This window comes from Advenella incenata, from assembly GCF_004217095.1.
Taxonomy (GTDB): Bacteria; Pseudomonadota; Gammaproteobacteria; order Burkholderiales; family Burkholderiaceae_B; genus Advenella; species Advenella incenata.
The window spans coordinates 979,769-996,407 of record NZ_SHKO01000001.1; the positions used below are offsets into that span (position 1 = coordinate 979,769).

Annotated in this window: 15 protein-coding genes; 10 read left to right on the forward strand and 5 right to left on the reverse strand. The window is 58.7% G+C overall.

Going from position 1 to position 16,639, the window contains the following annotated elements; genetic code table 11:
* Positions 1–58 precede the first annotated feature (58 nt).
* Positions 59–910, forward strand: coding sequence for an ABC transporter ATP-binding protein (locus EV681_RS04425; RefSeq protein WP_128396107.1), 852 nt, complete (start codon positions 59–61; stop codon positions 908–910).
* A 9-nt stretch (positions 911–919) separates the two neighbouring features.
* Positions 920–2,218, forward strand: a complete 1,299-nt coding sequence (locus tag EV681_RS04430) for a phenylacetate--CoA ligase family protein (RefSeq protein WP_128396108.1) — start codon at positions 920–922, stop codon at positions 2,216–2,218.
* 13 nt (positions 2,219–2,231) lie between these two features.
* Here the strand turns inward: EV681_RS04430 and EV681_RS04435 are convergent, their stop codons facing one another.
* Together EV681_RS04435 and def are read right to left on the reverse strand one after the other, a co-directional pair.
* Positions 2,232–2,945 carry a lipoyl protein ligase domain-containing protein gene (locus EV681_RS04435; protein WP_128396109.1) on the reverse strand — a complete coding sequence of 238 codons (714 nt, stop codon included), beginning with the start codon at positions 2,943–2,945 and terminating at the stop codon, positions 2,232–2,234.
* 263 nt (positions 2,946–3,208) lie between these two features.
* Positions 3,209–3,721, reverse strand: coding sequence for a peptide deformylase (gene def / locus EV681_RS04440; RefSeq protein ID WP_128396110.1), 513 nt, complete (start codon positions 3,719–3,721; stop codon positions 3,209–3,211).
* Positions 3,722–3,895: 174 nt separating this feature from the next.
* On the opposite strand from def, the gene dprA reads away from it, so the two are divergent.
* The 4 genes from dprA (at position 3,896) to EV681_RS04460 (ending at position 7,324) form a co-directional block, all read left to right on the forward strand.
* A complete protein-coding gene (gene dprA, locus EV681_RS04445; protein ID WP_242612135.1) occupies positions 3,896–5,173 on the forward strand; it encodes a DNA-processing protein DprA in 1,278 nt (425 codons plus the stop codon).
* A 160-nt stretch (positions 5,174–5,333) separates the two neighbouring features.
* Positions 5,334–5,912: an NADPH-dependent FMN reductase gene (locus tag EV681_RS04450; protein ID WP_128396112.1), complete on the forward strand. Its 579-nt coding sequence runs from the start codon at positions 5,334–5,336 to the stop codon at positions 5,910–5,912.
* A 12-nt stretch (positions 5,913–5,924) separates the two neighbouring features.
* Positions 5,925–6,836 (forward strand): hydroxymethylglutaryl-CoA lyase, encoded by a 912-nt coding sequence (locus tag EV681_RS04455; protein ID WP_128396113.1) that lies wholly within the window; start codon positions 5,925–5,927, stop codon positions 6,834–6,836.
* Between the two features lie 8 nt (positions 6,837–6,844).
* Positions 6,845–7,324, forward strand: a complete 480-nt coding sequence (locus EV681_RS04460) for a hypothetical protein (RefSeq protein ID WP_128396114.1) — start codon at positions 6,845–6,847, stop codon at positions 7,322–7,324.
* 229 nt (positions 7,325–7,553) lie between these two features.
* Here EV681_RS04460 and EV681_RS04465 read toward each other — a convergent pair whose 3' ends face one another.
* Positions 7,554–8,531, reverse strand: a complete 978-nt coding sequence (locus tag EV681_RS04465) for a cation diffusion facilitator family transporter (protein WP_130303378.1) — start codon at positions 8,529–8,531, stop codon at positions 7,554–7,556.
* Between the two features lie 79 nt (positions 8,532–8,610).
* Between EV681_RS04465 and fmt the strand changes: the two genes are divergently transcribed.
* Positions 8,611–9,570, forward strand: a complete 960-nt coding sequence (gene fmt, locus EV681_RS04470; RefSeq protein WP_130304019.1) for a methionyl-tRNA formyltransferase — start codon at positions 8,611–8,613, stop codon at positions 9,568–9,570.
* 128 nt (positions 9,571–9,698) lie between these two features.
* Here fmt and EV681_RS04475 read toward each other — a convergent pair whose 3' ends face one another.
* Positions 9,699–10,328, reverse strand: a complete 630-nt coding sequence (locus EV681_RS04475) for an HAD-IA family hydrolase (RefSeq protein ID WP_423191196.1) — start codon at positions 10,326–10,328, stop codon at positions 9,699–9,701.
* A gap of 22 nt (positions 10,329–10,350) precedes the next feature.
* Positions 10,351–11,679: a 30S ribosomal protein S12 methylthiotransferase RimO gene (gene rimO / locus EV681_RS04480; protein WP_128396117.1), complete on the reverse strand. Its 1,329-nt coding sequence runs from the start codon at positions 11,677–11,679 to the stop codon at positions 10,351–10,353.
* A gap of 559 nt (positions 11,680–12,238) precedes the next feature.
* Between rimO and rsmB the strand changes: the two genes are divergently transcribed.
* The 3 genes from rsmB to EV681_RS04495 all read left to right on the forward strand — a co-directional run bounded on the left by rsmB (position 12,239) and on the right by EV681_RS04495 (position 16,613).
* The gene (gene rsmB, locus EV681_RS04485) at positions 12,239–13,582 is read left to right on the forward strand and encodes a 16S rRNA (cytosine(967)-C(5))-methyltransferase RsmB (RefSeq protein WP_128396118.1); all 1,344 of its coding nucleotides are present in this window, start codon (positions 12,239–12,241) and stop codon (positions 13,580–13,582) included.
* 101 nt (positions 13,583–13,683) lie between these two features.
* The gene (locus tag EV681_RS04490; RefSeq protein WP_128396119.1) at positions 13,684–14,334 is read left to right on the forward strand and encodes a DUF4390 domain-containing protein; all 651 of its coding nucleotides are present in this window, start codon (positions 13,684–13,686) and stop codon (positions 14,332–14,334) included.
* A complete protein-coding gene (locus tag EV681_RS04495) occupies positions 14,334–16,613 on the forward strand; it encodes a sensor histidine kinase (RefSeq protein ID WP_165393021.1) in 2,280 nt (759 codons plus the stop codon). The genes EV681_RS04490 and EV681_RS04495 overlap by 1 nt, the downstream gene beginning before the upstream one ends.
* Positions 16,614–16,639: the final 26 nt, after the last annotated feature.

Sequence of the window (16,639 nt, forward strand, 5' to 3'; positions counted from 1 at the left end):
CGCGGTACGGTGCCGGGGGATGGGCAACCCATCAGACAGCACATAGCGGGATACCCATATGCAAACCACGCCAACTGCAGCAGACGCTGCCGCCAAGCCGGAACCTGAACGGCTTCTGCTGAACGTCAACGGCATTGAAGTGATCTATAACCACGTTATTCTTGTACTGCGCGGCGTTTCGCTGGTGGTGCCGGAAGGCAAGATTGTCGCGCTGCTTGGCGCTAACGGCGCCGGCAAGACGACAACCCTGCGTGCCGTATCGAACCTGCTCAAAAGCGAACGCGGCGACGTGACCAAGGGGACGATTCATTACCAGGACGAACGCGTCGACAGCATGACGCCGGCTGACCTGGTCAAACGGGGAGTGATACAGGTCATGGAAGGGCGCCATTGTTTCGGCCACCTGACCATCGAGGAAAACCTGCTTACCGGCGCCTATACGCGCAAGGTGAGCAAGGGCGAGATTGAGGCATCACTGGACCGGGTGTATCAATATTTCCCCAGGCTCAAGCAGCGTCGCACCAGCCAGGCAGGCTATACCTCGGGTGGCGAACAGCAGATGGCGGCCATTGGGCGCGCCCTGATGGCTGACCCTAAAATGATTTTGCTGGATGAACCCTCCATGGGATTGGCGCCACAGATTGTCGAGGAAATTTTCGAAATCGTACGTGACCTCAATACCCGTGAACGGGTGAGTTTTCTACTGGCCGAGCAAAACACCAACATCGCGCTGCGTTACGCCGACTATGGTTATATTCTGGAAAGCGGTCGGGTGATGATGGACGGCACGGCCCAGGAACTGGCCAGCAACGATGACGTGAAAGAGTTTTATCTGGGCATTGAAAGCGGTGATCGGAAAAACTTTCGCGATACAAAATTTTATCGCCGCCGCAAGCGTTGGCTGGCTTAGGAGCAAAGAATGACTGAGTATTTCGATGCTCTGGAAGTGCGCGATCAGACGCAGCGCGAGGCCGATCTGTTTGCCGCGTTGCCCGCGGCGCTGGCGACGGCACGCGAGCGTGCGCCGGCGATTGCCGCACAGTTGCAGGATGTGCAGGTGGACCGCATCACCAGTCGCCAGGCGCTGGCCGCCATTCCGGTATTGCGTAAATCCGAGCTGCTCAAGCGACAGCAAGAGCAACGCAAGCAGGCCGGTGAAAAGGCCGCCCACGCGGGCCCTGGTGCTGCCACTGTGGTGCAACGCGTCTTTGGCGGCTTTTCAACAATTGGCTGGGGTGATGCGGCGCGCGTATTTGCCTCTCCCGGTCCCATTTATGAGCCCGAGAGCAAACGGGCCGACTACTGGCGTTTTGGCCGCGCCCTGTATGCCGCAGGCTTTCGAGCCAACACGCTGTTGTACAACTGCTTTTCGTATCATTTCACCCCTGCCGGTTCCATGTTTGAAACCGCCGGGCTGGCCATCGGCTGCACGGTGTTTCCGGGCGGAGTTGGTCAGACTGAGATGCAGGTCGCCACCATCCACGATCTGCAGCCCGAGGGTTATGCAGGCACGCCCAGCTTTCTCAAACTGATTCTGGAGAAGGCCGACGAGATGCAGATCGCATTGCCCTCTTTGAAACGTGCGCTGTTTTCCGGGGAAGCATTTCCGCCGTCGTTGCAGACCTGGTTCGCACAACGCGGGATCCACGGCTATCAGGCCTATGGCACTGCCGACCTGGGTCTGATCGCCTATGAGTCCGAAGCGCGGGACGGGCTGATCATTGGTGAGGATATTGTGCTGGAGATTGTGCGGCCCGGCACCAATGAGCCGGTACCCGAGGGCGAGGTAGGGGAAATCGTGGTGACCACCCTCAATCCCGATTATCCGCTACTGCGCTTTGGTACCGGAGATCTCTCGGCGATCATGCCCGGGCATTCGGCCTGCGGCCGCACCAACAAGCGGATTCGCGGCTGGATGGGACGTGCCGACCAGACGACCAAGGTGCGGGGCATGTTTGTGCATCCCGAGCAAGTGGCCAGGATCGTTGCCCGCTTTGAGCAGGTGAACAAGGCCAGGCTGGTCGTTTCCGGTGAAACCGGGCGCGATGACATGACCCTGTTTGTGGAAGTGGACGGAGAACCTGTCGCAGGCCTGCAGGAAAAACTGGGCAATGTGGTGCGGGAGGAGACCAAGCTGCGTGCCACCATTGTTTTTGTCGGGGTCGGCGAACTGGCCAATGACGGCAAGGTCATTGAAGATAGCCGCTCTTACGAATAAAAAAGAACCGGTCTCAGAGGGGCGGGTTCCGCAGCGCCTGCAACAGGGTCGGTTCAAAGTCGCTTGCAGGGCTGCCCAGCAGCTCTATCACCGAGGTGGTTTTTTCGGGCAGATAGCGTACCGGGCTGTGCAGCGCCGCTTCAAAACGGTTTGCCATGTCGGTCAGTTCGGCGCTGTTGGCATTGACCAGAATCACTGCATGCGACAGCAGCGAAAAGGTGGGCGTTGCTGCCGTTCTGTTGCGCCGCCAGTATTGGGCCGTGCCGGCTATTTTTTTACCGGCAACGGCCAGGTTGAACCGACCGTCGCAGAATGAGCCCTGCACCGGCTGGGGCGTTGCATGAATGCCGCAAGCGACCAGCGCCTGGGCAATCAGTTCACACAGACCAAGGTAATGTGCTTCGACTTGTTGCAGCGGATAATTGGCCTGGACCGGGTAGGCCAGGTGTAAATTGATTACCCCGGCCGCCTGGGGCACCACACCCCCGCCGGAGAGGCGGACATCTACGGGCAGGCCGGTTGCGGCCAATTGTCTGCTGGCCGCTTCAAAGCGCGGGTGGCGCTGATAACTGCGCGGTACGCTGATCCCGCGGCTGGCTTGGTGGATGACCGCAAGGCGCTGACCCTGCTGGTCGACCCGATCCAGCAGACGCGTCTCGCTATCCCGACGGCTGCATCCATCTTCAAAAATGGTACTGGGCGGCAAGGCAAAAAAGGGCGTATTCATGTTGGCTGGCAGTCCTGTCGCAACTGATGTCGGTCCAGGCGGCGGGCAGAAGGGGCCAACGCACAGTGGCTAACTACCGGTCGGTAGAAAAGGATTGTGAGAGCGCTGGAAAGATCTGGACGGTTATATTTGGAGATCGGCCATGGGCGCTTGCTCATTGGCGATGGTGATTGGCGCGCTTGCGATCCGGATGAGTCCAGACAGGCCCGATTCTGAGGACAGCGGCGGCCTTTGCGAGTCTGCATCCGGCCGTTCCTGCTCAATCAGGCCTCGGCCTGTTCCTTGGCTTGCTTTTTAAGCCTGGTCTTGATGCGGCTTTGCTTTAAGGACGACAGATATTCCACAAATACCTTTCCCAGCAAGTGATCCAGTTCGTGCTGGACGCATACGGCCAACAGGCCTTCTGCGTCAAATTCGAAGGTTTCTCCCTGCTCGTTGAGCGCACGTACGCGAATGCTGGCCGAGCGCTCCACCTTGTCGTAAACACCGGGCACCGACAGGCAGCCTTCTTCATACACCTGTTTATCGTCGCTTTTCCAGATAATTTCAGGGTTGATGAGCGCCAGCAGGTCGTCGCCTTCTTCGGAGACATCAATGACCACCACGCGCTCATGCACGTTGACCTGGGTCGCAGCCAGCCCCACGCCGGGCGCAGCATACATGGTTTCAGCCATGTCGCGGACAAGCTGGCGAATGCGGTCATCCACCTGGGCTACCGGTTTTGCTACCGTGTGCAGCCGGGGATCGGGAAATTGAAGAATAGGTAAGAGTGCCATGGCCAATATTATAATTGAAATCGATGCTGCTTGGGGTTCTCAGCCCGTCGGGCGCCTCTGGCGCAGCGGGTCAAATTGCATGATGAATCGGAATCCTGGGGGTGTCGCAGAAAAATCATCATTCTCATGCGGCTATATTCCTATAATAGGGTGTTTTCTCACAAATTCAAGCGGATGGTTATGGCAATGTCAGATGAAGAGCGGTACGCGTGGATTCGTCTCACGCTGGAACCCGGGATAGGCCCGGTCACTGCCCGTCATCTGCTGGTTGCCTTCGGGTTGCCTCAGGATATTTTTGGCGCCTCGGTTGCAGCGCTGATGAAGGTGGTGCCCCAGAAACAGGCGGTGCAACTGGCCGCGGCGGTCGACCCGGTTACCCACACCCTGATCGAGCGCACTTTCGACTGGCTGGCCCGCCCCGGCCATCATATCGTGACGCTGGCCGATGAACTGTATCCTGCCCGGTTGCTGGATACTGCCGATCCGCCGTCCCTGCTTTATGTGGACGGGGATCCCCAGGCGCTGTCCCGGCCCGTGCTTGCCATGGTGGGCGCGCGTTCGGCCACGGCTGGCGGTACCGATAATGCCTTCGCTTTCGCACGGCATCTGGCCGATGCCGGCTGGACCATCGCCAGCGGCCTGGCCCAGGGCATTGACGCGGCCGCTCACGAGGGCGCGTTGGCCAGCGGCGCGGCGCCGGCCACCATTGCGGTCATGGGAACGGGCATCAATCGCGTCTATCCCGCAGCCAACAAGGGGCTGGCCATGCGGATCCGGGAGCAGGGGGCGTTGGTCAGCGAGTTGCCGCTGGATACCGCGGCGGTGGTGCACCAGTTTCCCCGTCGCAACCGCATTGTCGCCGGGCTCTCGCTCGGCGTACTGGTGGTCGAAGCTGCGCAACGCAGCGGCTCGCTGATTACCGCGCGTCTGGCCGGGGAAAACGGTCGCGAAGTGTTTGCCATTCCGGGTTCCATTCATTCGCCCTTGTCACGTGGCTGCCATGCGCTGATCCGGCAGGGCGCCAAATTGGTGGAAACGGCCGAAGACATCCTGGAGGAGCTTGCGCGCAGCGGTTCAGCGCCCAAGGCTGGCAGCGGTTCGGGCCGTGAATCCCGGCAGGAGGCGCTGCCTGGTTCGAAGCTTGCGGGCAGACCCCAGGCGCCTCTGAGCGCCGTAACGTCCAGAAGCCCCGAAATGCCTGTCGTGCCGCGGGAGGCGCAACCGGACGGCGCGGGTAGCACGCCAGTGGTGGCCACGGGCACCCGCAATGCGGCACACCAGCAACTGCTGGAGCAGATGGGGTTTGACCCGGTTTCCATGGATTTGCTGCTGGTCAGGCTTGACACGACGGTGGGCAAGCTGGCGGGTTTGCTGAACGAACTAGAAATGACCGGTAAAATCGTGCGCCTGCCTGACGGACGCTATCTGCAACGGGTGAATCACTTACAATAAACAGCGCAGCAGAGTCGATGCCGTCACCGATGGCATAGCGGTGTTCGTCCGGTACCTCCGTGCCGGCCATTGCCACCGCAGCAGTCCCCAAAAATAGGGGGGGCGGCAACAATGCGCCAGCCAGGTTCTACTTATATCCAAGCCCAAACAGGAGCGCTTAATGAGCACCAAGTTCAAAGTTCTGATCATCATCGGCAGTCTTCGTGAAAAATCCTATAATGCGGCGATCGCCCGGCAACTGGCTGAGCTGGCGCCGGATAATCTGGAACTGGTTTACGCTCCTTCCATTGGCACGTTACCTCACTATAACCAGGACGTGCAGGATGCCGGGTTTCCCAAGGAAGTCCAGGCGTTTGCCGACGCCATTGTTGCAGCCGATGGCCTGATCTTTGTGACGCCTGAATATAACTATTCGGTGCCTGGTGTGCTCAAAAACGCGATTGACTGGGTATCGCGCCTGCGTCCGCTGCCGTTTGACAACAAGGTAGGCTCAATCATTTCGGCCTCGGGCGGCGCCATCGGCGGGGCCAGAATGCAGTATCACCTGCGCCAGATCCTGGTTGCGATGAATATACATCTGGTCAATCGGCCCGAAATCATGGTCGGCACAGTACAGAACAAAACTGAAGGCGAAGGAGGCAAGATTACCGACGAAACGACGCTAACCTTCATTGGCAATAATCTGAAGGAACTGGCTCGCATGCTCGAGCTGCATCATCAAAAACAGAATCAAGCCTGATCGGAGATAGTCATGGCAATTGCGGAACGCGTAAAAGTGGTTGAAGTGGGGCCTCGCGATGGCCTGCAGAATGAAAAGCAATTTGTTCCAACCGACATTAAAGTCGAGCTGATCAATCGCCTGTCGGCTGCCGGTTTTCAGAATGTGGAAGCTGCCTCATTCGTATCGCCCAAGTGGGTGCCGCAAATGGCCGATGGCGCAGAGGTCATGGCTGCCATCGAGCGCCGGCCAGGCACCATTTATTCCGTTCTTACACCGAATCTGAAAGGGTTCGAAGGGGCGCTTGCCGCCGGCGCCGACGAGGTGGTGATTTTTGGCGCAGCCAGTGAATCCTTTTCTCAGCGCAATATCAATTGCTCCATTGCCGAATCCATTGCGCGTTTCGAGCCGGTGGCCAGTGCGGCCAAAGAGGCCGGCCTGCGCGTGCGTGCGAGCATCAGCTGCGCGCTGGGCTGTCCGTACGAGGGCGAGATCGCGCCGGCTGCGGTGGCCGATGTGGTCAAGCGCATGCTGGCACTGGGTTGTAATGAAATTGATATTGCAGACACGATTGGGGTGGGCACGCCGCGCAAGGTGACGGCAGTCATGAACGCCGTATCTGCGGTGGCCGATCCTGCCATGTTGTCTGCGCATTTTCACGATACCTATGGCATGGCGCTGGCCAATATTCTGGCCGCGCTCGAAGCGGGGATTGCCATTGTGCACTCGTCTGCGGCCGGTCTGGGCGGCTGCCCCTATGCCAAGGGTGCGACCGGCAATGTCGCTACTGAAGACGTACTGTATATGCTGCATGGCATGGACATCGAAACCGGTATCGACCTGGATCAGGTCATCAGCACCGGCCAGTGGATCTCCGATTACCTGCAGCGCGCCAATTCCAGTCGTGCCGGCAAGGCCATTATTACCAAACGACAGGCGGCGTAAGCGCATTTATGGTCATCAATTTCCTGCCGCTTTCCGAGTCCGAACGCGACCAGTTGCTCGCTTCGATCGAACCCTTGCCCATTCGCGGGCCGGCCTGGCCTGCCTGGGTAAAAACAGTCGCCTGGGGTATTCTGGGTCTTATCGTATTGCAGTCGCTTGTGGCTTTCAACAAGGCCGGGGTGCAGGTGCTGTTTTCCATGACAGGACTGATTCTGCTGGTTGTTTTCCTGGCACTTGCCGTCACGACCCGCTATATGCAGACCTCTGTCACCACGATAGATTCACAGGGGCTGCGGCAAAGCTGGCTGACCCGCCGTGAAGTGGCCTGGGAAGACGTGACCTTTGCCAAGTTTGTGCCAATGCTCGCGTCCAAGCGGCTGGTGGTCTTCACAAAAAAAGGCAAACCCGTGGTGTTCCAGGGTGGCACTCAGGATCTGCAGGTGGCGTTTGCAAAAATTTCGCTGGCGTTCAAGAACCGCAAGGTGTGATGCGAGACAGCTGTGGGCATGCAATGCTTGCGGGTATTGCACCGATTAGGCGCTTGGGCAGACGAATATAACGATCGCAATCGACATGGCCCCTATGCCAGACGTGATTGGCCTCTATCATTCTGCCTGTTTTCACTGAAAAATGCAGAAAACCCGATCTGTTGGCTGCAACGCATCGGTCAACGTCGCCGCTCAATGTATATGTGTCATATCAGAAGTTCAACATCACTTATTTACTGATCCCGTTGTCAGGGCCTGCGGGGGCGACAGTCACCGGATCAAAATGCGTCGTCACCTGCAAAATATCATCGATCTGCATAATGCGCGCGCAGGCCAGCTCGGAAATTTCATGCGCCGCCAGGATGGTCATGTCCGACGGAAATTCAAGATGGACTTCGACCAGAATCATGTCGCCGCTCTTGCGGGTCTTCAGATCATGAAATCCCAGCAGATTAGGCGTGTCATGCAAGGCCTGGCGAATCTGCTGTTCGATTTCATCGTCCACTGCGTGATCGGCAAGATCGCTCAAGGCGGCAAGGGAGAATTTGCCGCCCATGCGTGCAATCATGGCGCCCACCAGCAGCGCGGCAAGCGGATCGGCCATGGGAAACCCGGCAATGTTTGCCAGAATCCCGATGCCGACAACCAGCGATGACGCTGCATCCGAGCGCGCATGCCAGGCATTGGCGACCAGCAGGGCAGAGCGCACGCGCTGCGCCTGGCGCAACATATAGCGAAACAGCAGTTCCTTAGCCATGAGCACGCTGATGGCGACAAACAGCGCGCTCAGATGCACGGTGGGGATCGTTGACGGATTGCTCAGGCGCAGCCCCGCGCTCCATACCATGGCCAACCCCACTCCAAGCATGATCAGCCCGATGGCCAGCGATGCGATCGTCTCAAATCGGCGGTGTCCAAAAGGGTGGCTGGCATCGGCCGCCCTGGCGGCATGGCGATTGGCAAATAGCACCACGAAATCGGAAAGAATGTCGGACAGCGAATGAATGGCGTCTGCAATCAATGCCTGTGAGTGGGCGAACACGCCCACAATGATCTGGAATATCACAAGGATGATATTGACGACGACGCTGATCCAGGTGCTGCGCCGGGCTACCTGCGAGCGTTCGCTTTCTGCGCCGGGTTCTGATGCCTGGTAGGAGGCAAGCCGGCGCGCAGGTACCGCAGAATGATCATGTTGATGTGTCATGTCGGTTGGGGCTGAAAATAAAAGCGTCTTTAAGGTATGCTACTCAATTGTCCATCACTTTCCAAGTAACACGATTATGCTGAATGTTGTTTTTGCGGGAACGCCCGAATTTGCGCGCCAGGCGCTGGCAGCGATTCTGCAGGCGGGGTTTTCGGTGCCATTGGTCATGACGCAGCCCGATCGTCCTGCGGGCCGGGGAATGAAGCTGACGCCCAGCCCGGTCAAGCAGCAGGCGGTTGCACACAACATCCCTGTGATCCAGCCTGTCAGTCTGCGCCTGGATGGCAAGTATCCCGACGAGGCCGCCAGTGCCCGCCAGACGCTGCAAGCACTGCAGCCCGATGTCATGGTGGTGGCCGCCTACGGCTTGATTCTGCCGCAGTGGGTGTTGGATCTGCCTCGCTATGGCTGCTTGAATATCCATGCCAGCCTGTTGCCGCGCTGGCGCGGTGCGGCGCCCATTCAACGGGCGATCGAAGCCGGCGACAGCCAGACCGGTATTGCAATCATGCAGATGGATGCTGGCCTGGACACAGGCAATGTCATCGCCAGCGAGACCCTGTCCATTGTGGACCAGAATGCAGCGCAACTGCACGATGAACTGGCCGTTATGGGAGCACGGCAAATTGTCGCGGTGCTGCAGGCATTGGACAAAGACAGCGTGCTGCACTCAAGCCCGCAACCACAGGCCGGCGTCACGTATGCCGCTAAACTGGACAAACGCGAAGCGGCGCTGGATTTATCAGAAGATGCCGTTACACTGGCGCGCCGTGTCCGTGCATTTAACCCTGCACCGGGAGCCAGCGTGATGCTGCCGGGACTGGACAGCCCGGTCAAGGTGTGGGATGCCTGCGCGATCGAAGGTGCCGCAGGGGCATCTGCTTCGGCAGTGCCCGGACAGGTGCTGGCTGTGACGCCCGAGGGCATTGATCTCGCTACGGGTAATGGCACATTGCGGCTATTGCAATTGCAGAAAGCGGGCGGCAAGCGTCAACCTGTAGCGGTTTTTGTCACAGGGTGGAAGCCGCCACAGGGCTGACCCCCGGGCCTTGACCGGTGTGGCCGGCAAGCGATGCGCGCTTGGAGCATGCGCCGTGTTTGTGGGGCCGCTGAGGGTTCGCTTTGAGCCCGTTGTGGGACCGCGATGATCCGTTTTGAGTCGGTCCGTCAGGCGGGCAGCAACTGGGTCCGGATCTCATCCGGGGTGCAAAACAGAAACTGCGGTCCTTTTGCAGACAACACCTCTGGATGGTTATAGCCCCACGCCACGCTGGCGGCATGACAGCCCGATTCGCGCGCGGCGTCGATGTCGCGGATTTCATCGCCGATCAGCAAACAGGTTTCGGGCGCGCAGCCGGTTTGGCGGTACAGGGTCTTGAGCCTGGATGCTTTGCCAAACAGGTCGCTGCCGCAGCGATACTGGTCGATAAATTCGGTTGCCCGGCCCAACGTGCGGCGCACATTGACTTCACTGTTCGAGCTCAGGACAGCGATCTGGTAGCCGGCGTGCTTGAGCGCAGCCAGGACCTGCTCAATGCCTTCAAACAGATGCACATCCGGCGAGGCCTCCTGCATGCGTTGACGAAATTCCATCAGAATGGCGGGCGCTTTCCAGAAGGGGATATCCAGTGTGCTCAGAATATGGCGTACATCGCGGTGTCGCAACTGTTCCTTCTCGTCTTCGGCCGGGTTGCGAAACCCGTATTTTTGCGCCACACTGGCCAACACCGTATCAAACCACGGCAGGGTATCGGCCAGCGTGCCATCAAAGTCAAAGGCCAGCAACTGATAAGGCAGAGGCTTCATCGGTAAATCACAATCATGATAGTGGTTTATGATCTGCCCACAGATCGTATTCGTTGCTGTCTGTCACCGTACAGCGCACAATCTGGCCAGGCTGCAGTTTTTCAGGGCTGCTGATAAACACGCAGCCGTCAATCTCCGGCGCATCTGCGTGAGAGCGGCCAACGGCATCGCCATCTTCATCAATTTCGTCGATCAGAACGTCAATTTCGCGTCCCACCTTGCGCGCCAGACGAGCAGTAGAAATACCCTGCTGGTGCGCCATGAAACGCTCCCAGCGATCCTGCTTGACGTCATCGGGCACATGGTCGCCCAATGCGTTGGCGGGTGCACCCTCTACCGGCGAATACTGGAAACAGCCTACGCGATCCAGCTGTGCCTCTGTCATCCAGTTCAGCAGATACTGGAAGTCTTCCTCTGTTTCGCCAGGGAACCCCACAATAAAGGTAGAGCGGATGGTCAGGTCGGGACAGGTTTCACGCCATTTGTGAATACGCGCCAGCGTGCGGTCTTCAAAGGCTGGGCGTTTCATTGCCTTGAGGATCCTGGGGCTGGCGTGCTGAAACGGGATATCAAGATATGGCAGGATTTTGCCTTGGGCCATCAGCGGGATCACTTCATCAACACTGGGGTACGGGTAAACGTAATGCAGACGTACCCAGATACCCAGTTCGGACAGCGCCTCACACAGTTCAGTCATGCGGGTACGCACGGGGCGTCCGTTCCAGAAACCGCTACGGTATTTGATATCGACGCCGTAGGCGCTGGTATCCTGCGAAATGACCAGCAGTTCTTTGACGCCCGCATTGGCCAGGCGTTGCGCTTCTTGCAGCACATCGCCCACCGGGCGGCTGACCAGGTCGCCGCGCATGGACGGGATAATACAGAAGCTGCAGCGATGGTTACAGCCTTCGGAAATTTTCAAATAGGCATAATGCCTGGGCGTCAGCTTAATGCCTTGTGGCGGCACCAGGTCAACATAGGGATCATGGTCGATCGAAGGGGGGGCCGCTTCATGGACGGCGCGGACCACTTCTTCGTATTGCTGGGGACCGGTCACGGAAAGCACGCGAGGATGAACCTGGCGAATGACCTGTTCCTCTACGCCCATACAGCCGGTCACGATTACCTTACCGTTGGCGGAGATGGCCTCGCCGATTGCGTCAAGCGATTCGGCCTTGGCGCTGTCGATGAAGCCACAGGTGTTGACCACGACCACATCGGCGCCTTCATAGGAGGGAGAAATCTCATAACCTTCAGTGCGCAACTGGGTCAGGATGCGTTCAGAGTCAACGAGTGCCTTCGGGCAGCCCAGACTGACAAAGCCAACGCGGGGAGCGGACATAGAAAACCTTTAATAATATAGAGAATAAATACGAAACAATGGGAAGTCACGCGCGCCAAAGGGGTATGGGCAGTAAAATACCTTATCCCGAGGCGTCCGGTTTATTCTTGCGGCAGATCGAAACGGATCCTGTTGCCTGCCCTGTTTCGGTAAAGGCGCGGCACCTATCAACAAATTTCTGCCAGGTTTATCCTGGTCGGCAGCCAGGTTCGTCAGGTCAAGGGGCGCTTGCGCCATTTGACCCAAGCACTGTAGCAAGGCTGCTGGCGCTGCCGGTTTTGCCTGTCCTGCTGTAGTCTGTAACTTACAGTACAGCACGGGATTGCAGGGCAGGGCTGTTACGCGCCGGTTGCTGGCCGGTAACGCTCACAAAAGCTTGCCAAAGAGACCGTATTTCTGACAGGGCACCGGGAACTGCCAAGGCTTGTTTTTGGTCTGCCAGCCTGTCATCTGCCGCCGGTTGTTTGCTATCGCAATGAATAATCAGGCAATTTTACCATTTTCGCTCACTAACGGTGTATATGCACAGTCAATTTTTTAAGCTTGGGGATTTCAGTCAATGACCCGTCCCGCCCAGCCCACCCTCTCGCCGCAAGCGGCGTCGGTCACACCGCCCTTAAGCGAGCTTTTGCTGGCAACGGCATACGCAGTTGAGGGAGTCGGCGAAGGCCGTTCCCTGACCGATATACTGAATGCCGAGCCGGCAAACCGGCGCGCGGCGGTGCAGTCACTGTCATTTTATGTCATGCGCCAGCTGGCCCGCGGACACGCGCTGGCAGACCTGCTCCTGGAGCGCAGTCCACCCAATTCGCTGGCCGATAGTCTTCTGATCACGGCCTTGGCCCTGTTGTCAGTAGACGAGAGCGAAGTGCGCGAGAACCCGCGAGTGCCGGTCTATGAGGCCTACACCCTGGTCAGTCAGGCCGTCGCTGCCGCTGGCCTGGACCGCAAAACAGCCGGCTTCAAGGGGCTGATCAACGCCTGCCTGCGACGCTTTGAACGGGAGCGCGAAGCGCTGTTGCTCGAAGCATACCGCCGCAGCAATGTGCGCTGGGGCTTTCCCAAGTGGTGGATCGGCCGGGTTCGCCAGGCCTACCCGGCGCAATGGGAAGCCATCCTGGCCAGCAGCTTTCAGGCGGGGCCGCTTACCCTTCGCGTCAATACACGCAAAACCAGCCGGGAAGCCTTGCTGGCCGTGCTGCAGGCGCAAGGCATTGACGCCTCGGCTATCGGGGATCACGGCGTGATTCTGGATCAGCCGCTGCCCGTGGCCAGAATTCCCGGGTTCGAAGAAGGCTGGTGGCTGGTGCAGGATGCGGGTGCGCAACTGGCCGCCCAGCTATTGCCGGTCACAGACGGCATGCGGGTGCTGGACGCCTGCGCGGCGCCGGGCGGCAAAACGGCGGGCTTGTTGATGCAGGCCCGGTTGCAGCTGACGGCGCTGGATATCGACGAGGGCCGCCTGGAACGGGTCGCCTCGAACCTGCAGCGGCTCGATTTGCATGATGAAGGCGTGGTGCTGCGTGCCGGCAATGCGATTGATTTGAAATCGTGGTGGGATGGTCAGCCTTTTGATGCCATTCTTGCTGATGTGCCTTGTACCGCATCGGGGATCGTGCGTCGGCATCCTGATATCAGGTGGCTGCGTCAGGAGCAGGATATTGCCGAGACCGTCGCATTGCAACGGCGTATTGTGTCTTCCTTGTGGCAGACGCTCAAGCCAGGCGGGACGCTACTGTACGTCACATGTTCGGTCTTCCCCCAGGAAGGGGTTGAACAGGATCAATGGATGCAGCAGACGCTTGAGGGCGCCATTGCGCTACCGGCACCCGGCCAGCTTTTGCCCGGGCAGGGACAGGAACATGATGGCTTTTTCTATTCATTGCTGCGCAAACAGGGCTGAACGACCGGCGCGGGCATTTGAGCTGCTTGTGCCGGTTGGGTTGGGGTATTATAGGGGCACCGCAAGCACCGGTGCTGCCAACCCCCAATGACCCATTCCGGATGAAAACCCAGCCCGTTTCCATTTCAATTGCAATAATTCTCAGGCTTGCGCTGGTCGTGCTGCTGGGCCTGGCCGTCAGTGGTGGCGCCGCTTTGCACGCGCAGACCACCGCCGCAGATGCCGGCGCCGCAGGTACTGGCACTGCTGCCGTGGCGACCATCAACAGTGTTGAAATTCAGCAGCAGGCTGATGGCTATGTCCTGAATGCCGACGTTGACCTGCCGCTGTCGCACGAGTTGCAGGTGGCTGCCCAGCATGGCGTGCCACTTTATTTTACGGTCGAATTCCAGCTGGTGCAGCCACGCTGGTGGTGGTTTGACCGGCAAGTGTATGATCAGTCGCAAACCTGGCGTGTGGCCTACAATGCGCTGGTGCGTCAGTGGCGCGTCACCTCGGGCGACTACTCCGTACCAGAAATGTCTCTGGACGATGCCCTGCAAACCATTACACGAATCTATAACTGGCCGGTGGGACCGTTCACGGACCTGGATCCCGACCAGCATTATGAAGCGCAGTTTCGCATGAAACTGGATACCTCTCTTTTACCGCGGCCCTTTCAGATGGACGCCCTGGGCGGTCGTGCCTGGGCCTTATCGACACCATGGAAAAATTTCGCATTTCAATTTTCGGCAACCGCGCCCAATCCCTGATCAAGTGGGTTGTGCGACTGGTATTTATTGCCGCTGTGCTCGCGGCCCTGGTTCTTATGGGGCTGCTGGTGCGCTCTACAGGCAATTCCTCAAGGCTGGCGCAACAGTACGATCTGCTGCTGCTGCTCAACGGGGTGTTGGCGCTTGCGTTATTCCTCTGGGTCTCGATGCTGACCATCCGGCTGATCCGGCAACTGCGGTCCAGGCAATTCGGCGCGCGGCTCACGTTCCGTTTTGCACTGGCGTTTGCTGTGATGGCGATTATTCCCGGCGTGGTGATCTATCTGCTGTCCGTGCAGTTCATGTCGCGATCGGTCGAATCTTGGTTTAACGTCAGGGTTGACAGCGCCCTGCAATCGGGCCTGACGCTGGGGCAGGCATCGCTCGATAGCCAGGTGGGCGATTTGCTGTCGCGCGCCAGGCTGATGGCCGATGATCTGTCCACCGTTCCCGATCAGGAACTGTCGGTGGCCCTGACCCGCTTGCGTGAAAATACCACGGTGGGCGATGCCCTGGTGTTTACTATCTCTGGCAGCCGGGTGGTGGGGTTTTCCAGTTCCTCCTTCGGCAGCCTGTTGCCGCAAATGCCGCCAGTGTCGGTGTTGAACCAGCTGCGGCTGTCGCGCTCATATGCCCGTACCGAAGCGGTCGAAGGCACTGATTTCGAAAATCCGCAACTGCGCATTCGCGTCATCGTGCCGGTGTTTTCCAATTCCTTCAAGCTTGACGCGCCCCTGGGTGCTTCGCCTGAACCGTATCTGCTGCAGCTGACGCGGCTGGTGCCGGAAAATATTGGCAGCAATCTGAATGAGGTGCAAAAGGGATTCCGGGATTATCAGGAACTGGCCTTGTCGCGCCAGGGCATCCAGAAACTGTATGGCATTACCCTGACACTGGCGCTACTGGTCACGCTGTTTACCTCCATTGCCGTGGCGCTGGCCATCGCGCGCCGCCTGGTCAAGCCGCTGCTGACGCTGGCTTCCGGAACCCAGGCTGTGGCTGTTGGCGACTACCGGCCGTTGCCCGAACCTACGGCCATGGACGAGATCGGCCTGCTGACCCGCTCGTTCAATGCCATGACGCGCCAGCTTGATGAAGCGCGCCGTCAGGTGGAAAGCAATCGTATCCAGCTGGAGCGCTCCAATGCGTACCTGGAAAGTGTGATGGCCGGGTTGTCCTCCGGGGTGATCGTATTCGATGAGCGCTTCAATGTAACCACAGTCAACAAAGGCGCCCAATCGATTCTGGATGTCGACCTGCGATCCGTACCGGGGCGGCCACTGGAGGTGATCGATTCGCTGATTGAATTTACCCGGCAGATTCGCAAGGCATTTGCCGATCACGCTGCCGTCGGGTCTGAGCGGCATTACTGGCAGGAGCAGATCACCCTGTCGACCAGTAGTGAAAGCGACGAAACTGACGATGTCACCTTATTAATGCGCGGTACCCGGCTGCGCATTGACGGGCGGCCCACGGGGTATGTCGTGGTGTTCGACGATATTTCAGAAGTGATTTCGGCGAACCGGGCCCGCGCCTGGGGTGAAGTCGCGCGACGATTGGCGCATGAAATCAAGAATCCGCTGACCCCGATTCAGCTGTCGGCCGAACGCCTGGCCATGAAGCTGGAAGGGCACCTGGACGAGCGCAATGCCGGGATCCTGGCTCGCTCGACCAATACTATTATCAATCAGGTCTCGTCATTGAAAAAAATGGTGGATGATTTTCGCGAGTACGCAAGAACGCCGCCCGCGCAAATGCAGCACGTGGACATCAATGCATTGATTTCCGATCTGGCTATCCTGTATGGCTGGGACCCGGAAGGCAACGGGCATCATGACGAGCCGTTGTACCGCCACATCCGCCTGGACCTGGCGCCAGGCCTGCCGCTGGCTGAAGCCGACCCGACCCAGTTGCGCCAGGTTCTGAACAACCTGCTGTCCAATTCCCGTGATGCCATGGCCGAGCTGGAACTCGAAGGCGATGAGCCAGGGATCACCATTCGCACCACGCTTACGCGTCCCGAGAAGGATCAGAGCACGGACGGGCAGGCAATTCGTATTACACTTGAGGACAGAGGCGGTGGGTTTTCTGCCAAGGTATTGCAGACGGCCTTTGAACCCTATGTCACGACCAAGGCGCATGGTACGGGGCTGGGTTTGCCAATTGTGCGTAAAATAATCGAGGAGCACGGTGGCCGAATTGATATTGCCAATCGCAAGGACGGTGGAGCCCGTGTCTCAATATTACTCACGCGGCTTACTCCGAAAAAAGGCAATTAGCGCATTCCCGTGGTTATAATTGAACC

Excerpts from the sequence above, each read along its gene's own strand:
- EV681_RS04425 (WP_128396107.1), top strand. The coding sequence starts at position 59 with ATGCAAACCACGCCAACTGCAGCAGACGCTGCCGCCAAGCCGGAACCT.
- EV681_RS04430 (WP_128396108.1), top strand. The coding sequence starts at position 920 with ATGACTGAGTATTTCGATGCTCTGGAAGTGCGCGATCAGACGCAGCGC.
- EV681_RS04435 (WP_128396109.1), bottom strand. The coding sequence starts at position 2,945 with ATGAATACGCCCTTTTTTGCCTTGCCGCCCAGTACCATTTTTGAAGAT.
- def (WP_128396110.1), bottom strand. The coding sequence starts at position 3,721 with ATGGCACTCTTACCTATTCTTCAATTTCCCGATCCCCGGCTGCACACG.
- dprA (WP_242612135.1), top strand. The coding sequence starts at position 3,896 with ATGGTTATGGCAATGTCAGATGAAGAGCGGTACGCGTGGATTCGTCTC.
- EV681_RS04450 (WP_128396112.1), top strand. The coding sequence starts at position 5,334 with ATGAGCACCAAGTTCAAAGTTCTGATCATCATCGGCAGTCTTCGTGAA.
- EV681_RS04455 (WP_128396113.1), top strand. The coding sequence starts at position 5,925 with ATGGCAATTGCGGAACGCGTAAAAGTGGTTGAAGTGGGGCCTCGCGAT.
- EV681_RS04460 (WP_128396114.1), top strand. The coding sequence starts at position 6,845 with ATGGTCATCAATTTCCTGCCGCTTTCCGAGTCCGAACGCGACCAGTTG.
- EV681_RS04465 (WP_130303378.1), bottom strand. The coding sequence starts at position 8,531 with ATGACACATCAACATGATCATTCTGCGGTACCTGCGCGCCGGCTTGCC.
- rimO (WP_128396117.1), bottom strand. The coding sequence starts at position 11,679 with ATGTCCGCTCCCCGCGTTGGCTTTGTCAGTCTGGGCTGCCCGAAGGCA.
- rsmB (WP_128396118.1), top strand. The coding sequence starts at position 12,239 with ATGACCCGTCCCGCCCAGCCCACCCTCTCGCCGCAAGCGGCGTCGGTC.
- EV681_RS04490 (WP_128396119.1), top strand. The coding sequence starts at position 13,684 with ATGAAAACCCAGCCCGTTTCCATTTCAATTGCAATAATTCTCAGGCTT.